Below are 15,471 nucleotides of genomic sequence, written 5' to 3'. Positions count from 1 at the left end.
TAACGGTCGCGCCGTCACGACTTGCGCGGGTTCATCCCGGCATGACGGGTGACGAGGACCGCCGCCTGGGTGCGTCGCTCCAGGCCCAGCTTCGAGAGCAGCTGCGTGACGTAGTTCTTGACGGTCTTCTCCGCCAGGAACATCTCGCCGGCGATCTGCCGATTGGTCAGGCCCTGACCGATCAGGTCGAGGATGCGGCGCTCCTGCTTGGTCAGCGACTGCAGGGGGTCCTCGGCCGGCTCGCCCTCGCGGATGCGGCGCAGGACGCGCTGCGTGACGGCCGGGTCGAGCAGCGACTGGCCGCTCGCGACGCGGCGGACGGCCTCGACGAGATCGGTGCCGCGCACCTGCTTGAGGACGTAGCCGGCCGCTCCGGCCATGATCGCGGCGAACAGCGCGTCGTCGTCGTCGTACGACGTCAGGATGATGACGGCGATCGAGGGGTCGAGCGAGCGGATGTCGCGGCACACCTCGATGCCCGAGCCGTCGGGCAGGCGCGCGTCGAGCACCGCGACGTCGGGCTTCATCGACGGGATGCGGGCGACGGCGTCCTGGGCCAGCCCGGACTCGCCGACGACCTCGATGTCGTCCTCCTGGTCGAGCAGGTCCTTGAGCCCGCGGCGGACGACCTCGTGGTCGTCGAGCAGGAACAGTCTGATCGGTGCGGCACTCATCAAGATCTCCTCGGTACGGTCCACGACACGGTCGTGCCCTGGTCTGCCTCGCCCGTGACGGTGCAGGTCCCGCCGAGCAGCTCCGCCCGCTCGCGGATGTTGCGGAGCCCGTTGCCGGGCGACCCGGGTCGCAGTCCTCGACCATCGTCGCGGACCTCGAGACAGATGTCGTGACCGACTCCCACCTCCACAGAGACGCGGGACGCCCTCGCATGACGGACGATGTTCGACAGGGCCTCGCGCAGCACCGCCAGCAGGGGGTCGCGGACGTCGTCGGGGACCATGCTGTCGACGGGCCCCGACAGCGTGAGGTGCGGCGTGAACCCCAGCAGCTTGGCGGCGTCGTGCACGACGAGCTCGAGCTCGGCGCGCAGGTCGTGGGCCTGCGTCGTCGAGCTGAGCGCGAAGATCGTGCGCCGGATGTCCTTGATGGTCTGGTCGATGTCGTCGATCGCCGACGACAGGCGCTCGACCGCGGCGGGCTCGGCGATGAGCTTGGTCGTGTTGTCGAGCATCAGGCCGATGCCGAACAGCCGCTGGATGACGAGGTCGTGCAGGTCGCGGCCGATCCGGTCACGGTCCTCGAAGACCGCGAGACGCGCCTGGTCCTCCTGCGCGCGGGCGACCTGCAGCACGAGCGCCGCCTGGTTCGCGAAGCCCTGCGGCACGACGGGGTCGAGCTCCCACCGGTCGGTCTGGTGGCCCTTCATCCAGCCCACGATCAGCACGCCGGTCTCCTCGCCGCCGCGCAGCGGCAGCACCATGAGCGATCCGAGGTCGGGCCAGGCCGGGGTCTTGTGGCGCTGGTACCGCGGGTCGAGCTCGGTGTCGGGCACGACGATCGTCTGGCCGAGCCGGGCCGCCTCGCCCACGAGGGTGCCGCTGGGCGGGATCGCCTCGCCCAGCACGCCGTCGGCGGGACGTCCCGAGACGGCCTCGACGACGAGGCTGTCGGAGGTGTCGGGCATCAGCAGGGCGACGAAGTCGGCCGCCGACACGAGGCGGGCCCGATCGGCGACGAGCTGCAGGGCGGTGTGGCGCGAGATCGGCGAGAGCAGGGACGTCGTGATCTCGCTGGCCGCCTCGAGCCACAGGCGCTGTCGCCCGCCGCGCTCGTGCAGCCGGGCGTTCTCGATGACGACGCCGGCCGCCGAGGCGATGGCCTGCGCGACCTCCTCGTCCTCGTGCGTGAACCCGTGGCCCGACCGCTTGCCGATCAGGTACAGGTTGCCGAACTCGAAGTTGTGGATCCTGATCGGGACGCCGATGAACGCGCTGCCCTCGCCCTTGCCGGCGATGCCGCGCCGCACCCGCGGGTCGGGCTGCTCGAGGAGGTCGACCAGGAGCTGCCGTCCGGGGTGCTGCTGGTCGACGACCCCCGGGACGTTGTACGCCGCGAAGGTGCCGATCCGCCGGTCCGACCGCCGGTCGAGGACGTCGAGGAAGCCGCTCTCGGCGTCGACGAGGTCGCCGGCCTGGCGCAGGATCCGGTCGAGCAGCCCCTCGAGGGACAGGTCAGACGACATCGTCGCGACGGCCTCGAGGACACCTCGCAGACGTTCGGACGCCACCTTGGCACTCCCCGGCATGAACACACTCCCTGAGTACCAGCCTACGGTCGACGGGACCTGAGGTCTCGACTTTAGCGACCTTCGCCGAAGATCATGAGGACATTGGTCCCTGCCGCTGCCCCGACCGAGCCGTCACCATGGGAGTACGAACTCAGTCGTATCCCGGCTCTCCCGCCGTGGTCCGTGCGGATCTCCCTCCGTCCAGACCCTGGGTCGAGGCACCTCTCCCGGCAGCCCGACCCGGACGACACGAGAAGAGACCCGACGCTCTCCCGCGTCGCGGTCACGGCCCCCGGCAGCGCCTCGCGCTACGGGGGCCTTCGTCATGGGCGCGCGGCGCAGACGGTTGCGTCTGTCACCGAACTGCAATCTTCGCGGACCGCACCTCCCGTCCCGGCGCGTGTAGCGTGCGGACCACCTGTCCCATCATGTGGACGACCGTCGCCGCCGCGGGTGGGTGGCTCGACTCATAGGAGACCAATGACCATCTTCCGTCGGGGGACCGCGCTCGCCGCGGTGTCCGCACTGGCCGGGGTCGCCCTCGCAGCCTGCGGAGCAGGGAACAACAGCGGTGACGGCGACTCGGGAGCGGGCCTCATCGTCGGCACGACCGACAAGGTCGTCTCGATCGACCCGGCGGGCTCGTACGACAACGGCTCGCTGAACGTCCAGACGCAGGTCTACCAGTACCTCCTCAACTTCCCGGCCGGCAGCACCGACCCGACGCCGGACGCCGCGTCGGCGTGCGACTTCGACACCCCCACGACGTACGTGTGCACCATGAAGCCCGGTCTGACGTTCGCCAACGGCAACGAGCTGACCGCCTCCGACGTCGCGTTCTCGTTCAACCGCATCGTCGCGATCAACGACCCGAGCGGCCCCTCGTCGCTGCTGGGCGCCATGAAGAGCGTCGAGGCCACCGACGACTCGACCGTCACGTTCACGCTCAACGCGCCGAACGACCAGACGTTCCCGCAGATCCTGGTGACGTCCGCCGGTCCGATCGTGGACGAGGAGACCTACCCCGCCGACAAGGTGCTCGACGACGACGCGGCCGTCAAGGCCGCCGGCTTCTCCGGCCCGTACACGATCGCGAAGTACTCCAAGAACCAGCTCGCCGAGTTCAAGGCCAACCCCGACTACCAGGGCACGTACGGGAAGCCGAAGACCGCATCGGTCACGATGAAGTACTACGCCAAGCCCGAGAACCTGAAGCTCGACATCAAGAACAAGGACATCGACGTCGCGTACCGGTCGCTGACCCCGACCGACATCGCCGACCTCGAGAAGACCGACGGCATCAACGTCGTCACCGGCGACGGCGGCGAGCTGCGCTACATCACGTTCAACCTCGAGACGATGCCCGGCGACTCGCCGGAGCAGAAGCTCGCGATCCGCAAGGCCATGGCCTCGTCGATCGACCGGGCCGACATCGCGACGCAGGTCTACAAGGACACCTTCACCCCGGCGTACTCGATGGTCCCGGACGGCCAGACCGGCGCGACCGAGGCGTTCAAGGACGCCTACGGCGACGCGCCCGACGCCACGAAGGCCAAGCAGTTCCTCGACGAGGCGGGCGTCTCGACGCCGGTCGACATCAAGCTGCAGTACAACCCCGACCACTACGGCTCGAGCTCGGGCGAGGAGTACGCGGCGGTCAAGCGTCAGCTCGAGGCGACCAAGCTGTTCACGGTCGACCTGCAGTCGACCGAGTGGGTCACGTACTCCGAGGAGTACAACGCCGACGCGTACCCGGTGTTCCAGCTCGGCTGGTTCCCGGACTTCCCCGACGCCGACAACTACCTGTCGCCCTTCCTCAGCCCGTACGACAAGGAGAAGAGCGGCAACTTCACCAACTCGCACTACAACGACCTCGACTCCGACTTCGCCGACCCGGAGATGACGAAGCTGCTCGAGAGCGAGCGCACCGACGCCGACAAGGCGTCGCGCGAGGCGACGCTGGGCGCGATCCAGGAGCGCCTGGCCGACCAGGTGCCCTACCTGCCGCTGCTGACCGGCTCGCAGGTCGCGATCGGCGTCGACGGCGTCAAGGGTCTCGACGAGACGCTCGACCCGTCGTTCAAGTTCCGGTTCACCTCGCTGTCGAAGTGACCACCTGAGGAGGGGCGGGCCCGTCGGGTCCGCCCCTCCTCGGCATGAGACCACCACGAAGAAGAGGACCACATGTCGACCGCCGAAGTCCTGGCACCGCTCGAACCCGCCGGTGCGCGTCCACCGAGCCGGCGTCGCGGACCACTGAGCCCCCTGGCCCGCTACCTGCTGGTGCGACTCGCGCTGCTCGTGCCGATGATCTGGGTGCTCGTCACGATGGTGTTCGTGCTGATGCGCGTCATCGGCGACCCGATCCAGGCCGCGCTCGGCGGACGTCTGACGGCCGAGCAGATCGCCGAGCGCAAGGCCGACGCCGGCCTCGACCGGCCGATCCTGACGCAGTACTGGGAGTACGTGTCCGGGCTGTTCCGCGGCGACTTCGGCACGACGCTGACCGACAACCGCAAGGTCTCGGACATCCTCGTCGTCAACGGCGCGGCGACGCTCGAGCTGGCCTTCTGGTCGCTGGTCGTGGCGTTCGCGGTGGGCGTCCCGCTCGGACGCCTCGCGGCCCGCTACCGCGACCGGGTGCCCGACGTCCTGCTGCGGCTGTTCTCGATCCTGGTCTACGCGGCACCCGTGTTCTTCGTGGGCCTGCTGCTCAAGCTCGCCTTCACGCCGTTCGGCTGGCCGTCCTCGGGACGCGCCAGCATCGCGACCGAGCTGACGCTGCAGGACGTCCACCCGCGCACCAACATCATGATCGTCGACGCGATCCTGTGGGGAGACCCCGCGCTGATCGGCGACGTCCTGAAGCACGCGATGCTGCCCGCGATCGCCCTCGGCCTGCTGACCGGCGGCGTGTTCCTGCGGCTCGTGCGGGTCAACCTGCTGCAGACGCTGCGGATGGACTACGTCACGGCGGCCCGTGCCCGCGGCATCTCCGAGCGACGCGTCATGAACAAGCACGCCTTCCGCAACGCGCTGGTGCCGGTCGTGACCGTCATGGGCATGCAGGTCGCCCTGCTGCTGGGCGGCGCGATCCTGACCGAGACGACCTTCGAGTGGAAGGGGCTGGGCTACCAGCTGTCGGAGTACCTGATCCGCCGCGACTTCCTGGCCGTGCAGGGCATCGTGACCGTCATCGCCCTGATCGTCGGCGCGATGAGCTTCCTGATCGACGTCATCGTCGCGTTCGTCGACCCCCGAGTGAGGTTCTGATGTCTCGATTCGTCCCCGGCGTCGTCCGGCAGTCCCACGGGCTGCAGCGCTTCATGCTCCTGCTGGGCTTCGGCCTGGTGTTCCTGTTCGTGTTCGTGGCGATCTTCGCCCCGTGGCTCGCGCCGTACGACTTCAACGCCGACCGCGCCAACGGCGTCGTCTTCGGGACGCAGCAGGGCCCGTCGGCCGATCACTGGTTCGGCACGACGGTCGGCGGCACCGACGTGCTGTCGCGCGTCATCTACGGAGCCCGCACCGCGGTCGAGGTCATCGTCCTGGCGGTCGTGCTGTCGGGTGTCGTCGGCGTGCCGCTCGGCCTGGTCTCGGGCTACCTCGGCGGCTGGCTCGACCGCGTCCTGGTGCTCGTCATGGACGCCCTCTACGCGTTCCCGTCGCTGCTGCTCGCGATTGTCGTCTCGATCGTCCTGTCGGGCGGCAACAGCAGCGCGATCGGCGGCATCCTCGCGGCGGCCATCTCGATCACCGTCGTCTTCGTGCCCCAGCACTACCGCGTGATCCGCAACGCGACGCTGTCGGTCAAGGCCGAGCCGTACGTCGACGCCGCCAAGGTCGTCGGCGTGCGGACGCCCCGCATCCTGCGCAAGCACGTCTTCTCGAACGTCTCGTCGTCGCTGCCCGTCATCGGCACCCTCAACGCGTCGGAGGCGATCCTGACCCTCGCCGGGCTGGGCTTCCTGGGCTTCGGCATCGAGCCGTCGGCCGCCGCCGAGTGGGGCTACGACCTCAACAAGGCGCTGCCGGACGCGTCGTCGGGCATCTGGTGGACGGGAGTGTTCCCGGGTCTGGCGATCGTGCTGATCGTGCTGGGCGCGACGCTCGTGGGCGAGAGCCTCAACGACATCCTCAACCCGCTGCTGCGCACCCGCGGCGCCGACACGACCGAGGCCGACCAGGCCGAGATCGAGCAGGAGTTCGCCGCGCTCGACGGTGCCACGGACGACCGGTCCCTAGGGAGGCCGCCAGCGGCCGACCGTGAGCGAAGCGAAGGGACAGACGCAGGGACCGACGCCGGCGAGAAGCGGGTCGCGGCGCTGTCGCTGACCGATCTCGCGGTGTCGTTCCGCACCGACGCGGGCCAGGTCAGGGCCGTCAAGGGCATCAGCTTCGACGTCGCCCCGGGCGAGGTGGTCGCGGTCGTCGGCGAGTCCGGCTCCGGCAAGTCCGTCAGCTCGCGAGCCGTCCTGGGCCTGCTGCCCTCGACGGCCGAGGTGACCGGCTCGGCCCGCCTGGGCGACCGCGACCTGCTCGGGCTGTCGAACCGCAGCCTGCAGCCCATCCGCGGCGACCGGGTCTCGATGGTGTTCCAGGAGCCCGCCACGGCGCTCAACCCGGTCTACACGGTCGGCTGGCAGATCATCGAGGGGCTGCAGGCGCACCGCAAGATCTCGAAGAAGGCCGCCCGCGCCCGCGCCGTCGAGCTGCTCGAGATGGTCGGCATGCCCGACCCCGAGGAGCGCGTCGGCTACTACCCGCACCAGCTGTCGGGCGGGCAGAAGCAGCGGGTCGTCATCGCGATGGCGATCGCCTGCGATCCCGACGTCATCATCGCCGACGAGCCGACCACGGCCCTCGACGTCACGGTGCAGGCCTCGATCCTCGAGCTCCTGCTGTCGCTGCGCGAGCGGCTCGGCACCGCGATCGTCCTGATCACCCACAACATGGGCGTGGTGGCCGACATGGCCGACCGCGTCGTCGTCATGTATCGCGGCACGATCGTCGAGCAGGCGCCGTCGCGCGAGCTGTTCGCGTCCCCGCGGCACCCGTACACGCGGGCGCTCCTCGACGCCGTCCCGCACCTCGGCCGCTCGGACGGTCCCGGGCTGGTCGACGAGACGACCGACGTCGTCCTGACGGTCGACGACCTCGTCGTCGAGTTCGCCGGACGCTTCGGACAGCCGCCGTTCCGGGCCGTCGACCACGTCTCTTTCGAGATCCGCAAGGGCGAGGTGCTGGGCCTGGTCGGCGAGTCGGGATCCGGCAAGTCGACCGTCGGTCGCACGACGGTGGGCCTGCAGCAGCCGACGTCCGGCACGATCCACGTCTCGGGCCAGCAGGTGTCGGGCCTCAGCGACCGCCAGCTGCGCTCGATGCGCTCGCGGTTCGGGTTCGTGTTCCAGGACCCCGCGTCGTCGCTCAACCCCCGCATGTCGATCGGCCAGTGCATCGCCGAGCCGCTGCACGTCCAGACCGAGCTGACGTCGTCGCAGATCGACGCCAAGGTCGCCGAGCTGCTCGAGAGCGTCGAGCTCGGCGGCTCGTACGCCGAGCGGTTCCCGCACGAGCTGTCGGGCGGCCAGCGGCAGCGGGTCAGTCTCGCCCGCGCGCTGTCGCTCGACCCCGACCTGCTGATCGCCGACGAGCCGACGTCGGCCCTCGACGTCTCGGTGCAGGCGCGCGTGCTCGAGCTGTTCAGGGAGCTGCAGCAGCGTCTGCAGTTCGCGTGCCTGTTCATCAGCCACGACCTCGCGGTCGTCGACACGCTGGCGAACCGCGTCGCGGTGATGCAGCACGGCGAGCTGGTCGAGATCGGGGCGCGCGACCAGGTGCTGAGCCACCCCCGGGAGGCGTACACGCAGCGACTCATCGCGGCGGTCCCCGTGCCCGACCCGATCGAGCAGGCGCGCCGCCGCGCCGAGCGCGCCCCGATCGGCTGACCCGTGCCGAGGGCCGGCGTGCTCGAGGCGCCGGTTCTTGGATCGTGGGGGACACTCGACAGGTGAACGTGTTCAGTTTTGCGCAGGAACGGGTCGGGGCAGCCATCTTCGCGCGCGTCGCGGGGGAGGAGGGGCCGGCGCGGCGCGACCGCATCCACCTCGCGGAGGGGCCGCGACGGTTCGGGCCCGACTCGGCGATCCAACGTGTGCACTCCGACGCGTCGATGTTCGTCGGCGGCATGCGGGCGCTGCTGCTGCAGTCGCTGCACCCCTTGGCCATGGCGGCGGTCGACCAGCACTCCGGCTACCGCGGCGACCCGTGGGGACGCCTGCAGCGCACCAGCACCTTCCTGGCCGAGACGACGTTCGGCACGATCGAGGACGCCGACCGCGCGATCCGCATCGTGCGGGCCGTGCACGGACGCATCAACGGGGTGGCGCCCGACGGACGCCCGTACGAGGCGTCCGACCCGCACCTGCTGCGGTGGGTGCACGTGGCCGAGATCGACAGCTTCCTGCGGGCCCACGACCGGTACGGCGCGCACCGCCTCGACGCCGGCGGGCGCGACGCGTACGTCGCCGACACGGCCCACGTCGCCCGCGCGCTCGGAGCCGTCGACGTGCCCGACACCGTCGCCGAGCTCGACGAGGTCATGCGGTCGTACCGGCCCGAGCTGCAGGGCACGCCCGCCGCCCGCCGGACGGCCCGCTTCATCCTGGTGCACCCGCCCGTGCCGCTCGCCCTGCGTGGACCGTACGGGCTGCTGTCGGCGGCCGCCGTCGCGATGATGCCGCGGTGGACCCGGCTGCCGCTGCGGCTGCCGTACCTGCCGCTGACCGAGGCGACCGCGGTGCGCACGAGCGGTGTCGTCGTGACGGGCGCGATCCGCTGGGCTATGGGGTCGGGCGTGCCGGCGGGCGCGGACACGCCCTAGGTCAGCAGCCTCCCGCGAGGTCGTCGCCCACGACGTCGCACATCGAGTGGCCGGTGGGCGGTGCACCCACCGCGGCCGCGACCAGGAGCCGCCTGAACGCGACGGCGTCGTCGGCCGACAGGCTGCCCAGCACGACGTCCTCGACCGCTGCCATGCGGCGCCGGACGTCGTCGAGCGTCGCCTCGCCGGCGGCGGTGCGCACCACCTGCCGCGCTCGCCGGTCGGCGGGGTCGGGTCGTCGCTCGACGAGACCGGCCTTCTCGAGGTCGTCGACGAGGTAGGTCATGACCGTGCGATCGATGCCGAGCCGATGGGCGATCGTGGCCTGGTTGCTGCAGTCGGTGCCGGACGACGCGTTGACCAGCACCTGGAAGCCGCGCGGACCGCCCGGCAGGGCGTCCGCCGCGTCACGGGCCCCGTCGAGGTAGCGGCGCAGCAACGAGCCGAGGGCCTGGCCGAAGTCGTCGACCGTCTCCGTCGCGCGCTCGCCGGCCGTCTCGCTCATGCCTCCACCCTATCCGCCCCGGACTACGAGATGGTCGTCATCAGCGATCGTCTGTGAAACATATGATCTGTGTGCAAGACTATATGTACCCACCCATACCCCAGGAGCACCTGACATGACCACGATCCTCCGGCTCGACTCCAGCATCCGCACCGACGGCTCGGTCACCCGAGCCGTCGCCGACACCCTCGTGTCGTCGATCGTCGAGGCCGAGGGGCCCGACACCGTCGTCACGCACCGCGACCTCGCTGCCGATCCCATCGCACCCGACGTCTGGTCGACCGCCGCCTTCGCCGGCTTCGTGCCGCGCGAGCAGTGGACCCCCGAGCAGGAGGCGGCTCGCGCCGTCGCCGCCGGGCTGGCCGACGAGGTCGAGGCCGCCGACGTGCTGGTCGTCGCGGCGCCGCTGTACAACTTCGGCGTGTCGGCGCACCTCAAGACGTGGATCGACACCCTCATCACCGACCCACGCTTCGCGCCCGGCACCGACACGGTCGCCAGCCGGCCCGCCTTCCTCGTCGTCGCTCGCGGTGGCGGCTACGGCGAGGGCACGCCCCGCGCCGGCTGGGACCACGCGACCGACTACCTGCGCCGCATCTTCGGCGACGTGTTCGGTCTCGACCTCGACGTCATCGAGACCGAGCTGACCCTCGCCGAGGTCACCCCGCAGATGGCCGGTCTCGTCGACCTCGCCCGCGCCCAGCTCGCCGAGTCGCACGACGTCGCGCGTGCCGGCGGTCGTTCCGTCACGCTCAAGCTGCGCGCCACGGCCTGACCGATCGCCGTCACCACGTGGCAAATCGCCGTGACGGGGTACGGGACGTGCCCCGGACAACGATGCAGGAGCGGTTCACCATGAAGAAGCTGACCATGCTCGCCGTCGCGGGAGCCGGCTACGTGCTGGGCTCCCGCGCCGGACGCGAGCGCTACGAGCAGATCAAGACCCAGGCCACCAGGACCTGGAACAACCCGAAGGTGCAGGACGCCGCCGACACCGTGCAGGCGCAGGCCAAGCAGGCCGGTGCCGATCTCGGGCACGCCGTCAAGGACAAGGTCTCCGAGAAGGTGTCGTCCTCCGACCACGCCAACGAGCAGCCGTCGACGATCGCACCGGGGATGGGGACGTCGTGAGCGACGACCGCACCCCCGTCGGCGAGGCGTCCACGGGCCAGCTCATGACGCAGGCCATGGAGGACATCTCCACCCTGATCCGCGACGAGCTGCAGATGGCCAAGCAGGACCTCGCCACCACCGGCAAGAAGGTCGGCGTCGGCGCGGGCCTGTTCGGCCTCGCCGGGACGCTCGCCCTGTTCGGCCTCGGTGCGCTGGTCGCCACGGCCATCCTGGGGATCGCCGAGGGTCTGGCGCCCTGGATCGCCGCCGCGATCGTCGCGGTCGCGCTGTTCGCCGCCGCAGGCGTCGCCGCACTCCTCGGCAAGGGCAGCATCAGCACGGCGGGCGACCCGCCCGCCGCCCGCGTGGAGAGCGTCAAGGCCGACATCGGCACCGCCAAGCACGGCTCCACCCACGAAGGGACGTCCCGATGAGCTCCGACCTCGAGCAGGAGATCAAGGAGACCCGCGAGCACCTCGGAGAGACCGTCGACGCCCTCGCGGCCAAGCTCGACGTCAAGGCGCGGGCGCAGGAGAAGGTCGCCGACACCGACAAGCGTCCGTTCGCCGCGGCCCTGGTGCTCGCCGCCGGCGTGGCTGCGGCCGCGCTGGTGTGGCCGCGCGGCCGCTGAACCTCACGAGCCTCGGGTGATCCACTCGTCGAGGTGGGGCTTCTCGGCGCCGATCGACGTGTCGTCGCCGTGGCCCGTGTGCACGACCGTGTCGTCCGGGAGCGTCAGCAGACGCTCCCGGATCGACTCGATGATCGTCGGGAAGTCCGAGTAGGACCGTCCCGTCGCGCCCGGTCCGCCGTTGAACAGCGTGTCGCCGCTGAAGACGACGCCCAGATCGGGTGCGTAGAGGCACGTGCTGCCCGGTGAGTGACCCGGCGTGGGGATCGCCCGCAGCGTCGTGCCGGCGACCTCGAACGTCGCCCCCGAGTGCAGCTCCTGGTCGGGAGCGGTGTCGTGCTCGGCGTCCCACAGCATGCGGTCCTCGGGCGGGAACCACACCTGGGCACCCGTGGCCTCGCCCAGCTCGACCGCGGCGTTGATGTGGTCGTTGTGCCCGTGCGTCAGGACGATCGCGACCACGGTGCGCCCGTCGATCGCGTCGAGGATCGGTGCGGCGTCGTGCGGGGCGTCGATGACGATCACCTCGGCGTCGTCGCCGACCAGCCAGACGTTGTTGTCGACGTCCCAGCTGCCGCCGTCGAGCGCGAACTGTCCCGACGTCACGACCTTCTGGACCCTCGCCGTGCTCACAGCGTCACCTCCGTGGAGAGTGCACGGTACGCAGGCGACGCTCCGGCACATTGCCCATGGTTCACTCGCTGACGCTCGCTCACAGCGTCACCACCGATCGCAGGACCGTGCCGTCGTGCATCTTGTCGAACGCGGCCTCGACGTCGTCGATGCCGATCGTCTCGGTCACGAACGCGTCGAGGTCGAGGCGTCCCTGCTGGTACAGGTCGACCAGCATCGGGAAGTCGCGCGACGGCAGGCAGTCGCCGTACCAGCTCGACTTCAGCGAGCCGCCGCGACCGAAGACGTCGATCAGCGGCAGGTCGAGCTGCATGTCGGGCGTCGGGACGCCGACCAGCACGACGGTGCCGGCCAGGTCGCGGCCGTAGAAGGCCTGCTTCCACGTCTCGGGGCGACCGACCGCGTCGATCACGACGTCGGCGCCGTTGCCGTCGGTCAGGGCCTGGATCGCCTCGACCACGTCGCCGTCGGCCGACGGGTTGATCGTGTGCGTCGCGCCCAGACCCGTGGCCCACTCGAGCTTGCGGTCGTCGAGGTCGATCGCGATGATCTTCGCCGCGCCGGCCAGACGGGCACCGGCGACCGCCGCCGATCCGACGCCGCCGCAGCCGATGATCGCGACCGAGTCGCCGCGCTGCACGTTGCCGGTGTTGATCGCGGCACCGAGACCCGCCATGACACCGCAACCCAGCAGGCCCACCGCGGCTGGCGACGCCGAAGGGTCGACCTTGGTGCACTGGCCCGCCGCCACGAGCGTCTTGTCGGCGAAGGCGCCGATGCCCAGCGCGGGCGACAGCTCCGTGCCGTCCTCGAGCGTCATCTTCTGCTTCGCGTTGTGCGTGTCGAAGCAGTACCAGGGGCGACCGCGCAGGCACGCCCGGCAGCTGCCGCACACCGCGCGCCAGTTCAGGACGACGAAGTCGCCCGGCGCGACGTCCGTGACGCCCTCACCGACCGACTCGACGATGCCGGCGGCCTCGTGGCCGAGCAGGAACGGGAACTCGTCGTTGATCCCGCCCTCGCGGTAGTGCAGGTCGGTGTGGCACACGCCGCACGCCGAGATGTCGACGACCGCCTCGCCCGGACCCGGGTCGGGGATGACGATGTTCTCGACGGTGACGGGTGCGCCCTTCGAGCGGGCGATGACTCCTCGGACGGTCTGCGGCATGCGGGCTCCTCGGTCGTGGCTGCGGTCACCACGACGCTATCGGCCTACAGGATGTAGAGCATCTCCTGGTAGGTCGGCAGCGGCCACAGGTCGTCGGCGACGACGGCCTCGAGCGCATCGGCCGCGGCGCGGACGGTCGCCATCGCCGGCAGCAGGGCCGACTGCGCGTACGTCGCCTCGGCGAGGCCGTCGTCGCCGTGGTCGCCGTCCAGCGCCAGTCGCAGCGCGCCGATGCCGACCCGGAGGTCGTCGATGACCGACGTGATCTCGTGCAGCAGGTCCATGTCGGGCTCGAGGCCGGCGGTCCTCAACGCGCTGACGTTGGTCGCCAGCTCGGTCTGGTAGCGGACCGCGGCCGGCAGCACCGACGTCTGACCGATCTCGAGCGTCGACAGCGCCTCGACCATGATGCTCTGCGTGTAGTGCTCGAGACCGATCTCGTACCGGCTGTGCGCCTCGCTCTCGGTGAAGATGCCGTAGCGCTCGAACAGCTGCACCGACGACTCCGTGATCAGCTCGGGCAGCGCGTCGAGCGTCGAGCGCAGGTTGGGCAGTCCGCGCTCGGCCGCCTCGACCTGCCACTCGTCGGAGTAGCCGTTGCCGTTGAAGACGACCGAGCCGTGCTCGGTGATGAGCTCGGTCAGCAGCGCCTGGACGGCCTCGTTGAGCTCGGTGCCGAGCTCGACCGCGGTCTCGAGCTTCGTCGCGATGTGGTCGAGCGCCTCGGCCATGATCGCGTTGATCGTGGTCATGGGTCCGGCGACCGACTGCAGCGAGCCCGGGGCGCGGAACTCGAAGCGGTTGCCCGTGAACGCGAACGGGCTCGTGCGGTTGCGGTCGCCCGGGTCGGTCGGCAGCACCGGCAGCGTGTCGACGCCGATCTGCAGCGTCCCGCGCCCCTTCGACGACGTCGCAGGCCCCTTGGCGAGCTGCTCGAAGACGCCGGCCAGCTGGTCGCCGAGGAAGATCGAGATGATCGCGGGGGGTGCCTCGTTGGCCCCGAGACGGTGGTCGTTGCTCGCCGACGCGACCGACGCCCGCAGCAGCCCTCCGTACTGGTGGACCGCGCGGATGACCGCGGCGCAGAACACGAGGAACTGGGCGTTGTCGTGCGGGGTGTCGCCGGGCAGCAGCAGATTGCCCTCGGTGGCGTTGCCGAGCGAGAAGTTGACGTGCTTGCCCGAGCCGTTGACGCCCTCGAACGGCTTCTCGTGGAACAGGCACTCCATGCCGTGCTTGCGGGCGACGGTCTTGAACGTCGTCATGAGCAGCTGCTGGTGGTCGGCGCCGACGTTGGCGGCCTCGAACATCGGGGCGATCTCGAACTGTCCCGGCGCGACCTCGTTGTGGCGGGTCTTGGCGGGGATGCCGAGCTTGAACAGCTCGCGCTCGGTGTCGGCCATGAACCCGAGCACCCGCTCGGGGATCGCGCCGAAGTAGTGGTCGTCGAACTCCTGGCCCTTGGGCGGCTTGGCACCGAACAGCGTGCGACCGCTATTGAGCAGGTCGGGACGGGCCACGAAGAAGTGACGGTCGATCAGGAAGTACTCCTGCTCGGGACCGCAGTACGAGACGACCGCCGACGGCGTGTGCCCGAAGAGGGTCAGGACGCGCTCGGCGTGCACCGCCATGGCCTGCTGGGCCCGCAGCAGGGGCGTCTTGTGGTCGAGCGCCTCGCCGGTCATCGAGATGAAGACCGTGGGGATGCACAGGGTGTTGCCGTGCGGGTTCTCCAGGATGTACGCGGGACTCGTGACGTCCCAGCCGGTGTAGCCGCGCGCCTCGAAGGTGTTGCGCAGGCCGCCGTTGGGGAAGCTCGAGGCGTCGGGCTCGCCCTGCACGAGGGTCTTGCCGGCGAACTCGGCCAGGGCCGTCCCGTCGCCGACCGGGTCGAAGAAGCCGTCGTGCTTCTCGGCCGTGAATCCCGTCAGGGGGTAGAACACGTGGGCGTAGTGCGTCGCACCCTTCTCGATGGCCCAGTCCTTCATGGCCGACGCGACGGCGTCCGCGACCTGGGGGTCGAGCACCTCCGAGTTGTCGATCGTGGCGACGACCGACCGGAAGACCGACTTCGGGAGGCGCTTCTGCATCACGGTCCTGCTGAAGACGTTCGCGCCGAAGATGTCACCCGGTGTCTCACCGGGGACGCAGCTCGGGGCCGGCGGGACGTACGCCTCGACGTCGGTGATGGCCTGCAGGCGGACGGGGTTCGCGCTCATGTGATCGGTCCTTCTCGGGGGCGAGGGGCAGTCCTCGAGCGGCTGCCGGTCTCAGGATGATCCACGGACGTTTC

General features: G+C 70.3%; 14 protein-coding genes. 8 read left to right on the top strand and 6 right to left on the bottom strand.

Annotation, left to right across the window (positions count from 1 at the left end; genetic code table 11):
* Positions 1-14 precede the first annotated feature (14 nt).
* Positions 15-674, bottom strand: coding sequence for a response regulator transcription factor (locus ASD10_RS02640; RefSeq protein ID WP_056604183.1), 660 nt, complete (start codon positions 672-674; stop codon positions 15-17).
* Positions 674-2,200: a GAF domain-containing sensor histidine kinase gene (locus ASD10_RS02635; RefSeq protein WP_162248817.1), complete on the bottom strand. Its 1,527-nt coding sequence runs from the start codon at positions 2,198-2,200 to the stop codon at positions 674-676. The genes ASD10_RS02640 and ASD10_RS02635 overlap by 1 nt, the downstream gene beginning before the upstream one ends.
* 525 nt (positions 2,201-2,725) lie before the next feature.
* Between ASD10_RS02635 and ASD10_RS02630 the strand changes: the two genes are divergently transcribed.
* From ASD10_RS02630 to ASD10_RS02615, 4 genes are all read left to right on the top strand, one after another.
* Complete coding sequence (locus tag ASD10_RS02630) at positions 2,726-4,357, top strand: ABC transporter substrate-binding protein (RefSeq protein ID WP_056604179.1); 1,632 nt, start codon at positions 2,726-2,728, stop codon at positions 4,355-4,357.
* Between the two features lie 72 nt (positions 4,358-4,429).
* The gene (locus ASD10_RS02625; RefSeq protein WP_056604176.1) at positions 4,430-5,518 is read left to right on the top strand and encodes an ABC transporter permease; all 1,089 of its coding nucleotides are present in this window, start codon (positions 4,430-4,432) and stop codon (positions 5,516-5,518) included.
* Positions 5,518-8,193, top strand: coding sequence for a dipeptide ABC transporter ATP-binding protein (locus ASD10_RS19580; RefSeq protein WP_082555980.1), 2,676 nt, complete (start codon positions 5,518-5,520; stop codon positions 8,191-8,193). The genes ASD10_RS02625 and ASD10_RS19580 overlap by 1 nt, the downstream gene beginning before the upstream one ends.
* Before the next feature lie 62 nt (positions 8,194-8,255).
* Entirely contained in the window at positions 8,256-9,128 is an 873-nt protein-coding gene (locus tag ASD10_RS02615) for an oxygenase MpaB family protein (protein ID WP_056604174.1), read from the top strand.
* A gap of 1 nt (position 9,129) precedes the next feature.
* On the opposite strand, the gene ASD10_RS02610 is transcribed toward ASD10_RS02615, so the two are convergent.
* Positions 9,130-9,633: a MarR family winged helix-turn-helix transcriptional regulator gene (locus tag ASD10_RS02610; protein ID WP_056604172.1), complete on the bottom strand. Its 504-nt coding sequence runs from the start codon at positions 9,631-9,633 to the stop codon at positions 9,130-9,132.
* Between the two features lie 115 nt (positions 9,634-9,748).
* On the opposite strand from ASD10_RS02610, the gene ASD10_RS02605 reads away from it, so the two are divergent.
* From ASD10_RS02605 to ASD10_RS02590, 4 genes are all read left to right on the top strand, one after another.
* Positions 9,749-10,408, top strand: a complete 660-nt coding sequence (locus ASD10_RS02605) for an FMN-dependent NADH-azoreductase (protein ID WP_056604170.1) — start codon at positions 9,749-9,751, stop codon at positions 10,406-10,408.
* Between the two features lie 80 nt (positions 10,409-10,488).
* Positions 10,489-10,764, top strand: a complete 276-nt coding sequence (locus ASD10_RS02600; protein WP_157432415.1) for a hypothetical protein — start codon at positions 10,489-10,491, stop codon at positions 10,762-10,764.
* Entirely contained in the window at positions 10,761-11,180 is a 420-nt protein-coding gene (locus tag ASD10_RS02595) for a phage holin family protein (protein WP_200938116.1), read from the top strand. Before ASD10_RS02600 ends, ASD10_RS02595 begins: the two co-directional genes overlap by 4 nt.
* The gene (locus tag ASD10_RS02590) at positions 11,177-11,377 is read left to right on the top strand and encodes a DUF3618 domain-containing protein (RefSeq protein WP_056604165.1); all 201 of its coding nucleotides are present in this window, start codon (positions 11,177-11,179) and stop codon (positions 11,375-11,377) included. Before ASD10_RS02595 ends, ASD10_RS02590 begins: the two co-directional genes overlap by 4 nt.
* A 3-nt stretch (positions 11,378-11,380) precedes the next feature.
* Here the strand turns inward: ASD10_RS02590 and ASD10_RS02585 are convergent, their stop codons facing one another.
* From ASD10_RS02585 to ASD10_RS02575, 3 genes are all read right to left on the bottom strand, one after another.
* A complete protein-coding gene (locus ASD10_RS02585; protein WP_056604162.1) occupies positions 11,381-12,010 on the bottom strand; it encodes an MBL fold metallo-hydrolase in 630 nt (209 codons plus the stop codon).
* 79 nt (positions 12,011-12,089) lie between these two features.
* Entirely contained in the window at positions 12,090-13,178 is a 1,089-nt protein-coding gene (locus ASD10_RS02580) for an S-(hydroxymethyl)mycothiol dehydrogenase (RefSeq protein WP_056604158.1), read from the bottom strand.
* Between the two features lie 44 nt (positions 13,179-13,222).
* Entirely contained in the window at positions 13,223-15,397 is a 2,175-nt protein-coding gene (locus ASD10_RS02575) for a glutamine synthetase III (protein ID WP_056604155.1), read from the bottom strand.
* Positions 15,398-15,471 lie beyond the last annotated feature (74 nt).

The sequence above is a fragment of the Aeromicrobium sp. Root472D3 genome, from assembly GCF_001426485.1.
Classification (GTDB): Bacteria; Actinomycetota; Actinomycetes; order Propionibacteriales; family Nocardioidaceae; genus Aeromicrobium.
The sequence above is the reverse complement of the archived record's forward strand: the minus strand, read 5'-3'. Positions and strand labels throughout refer to the sequence as shown.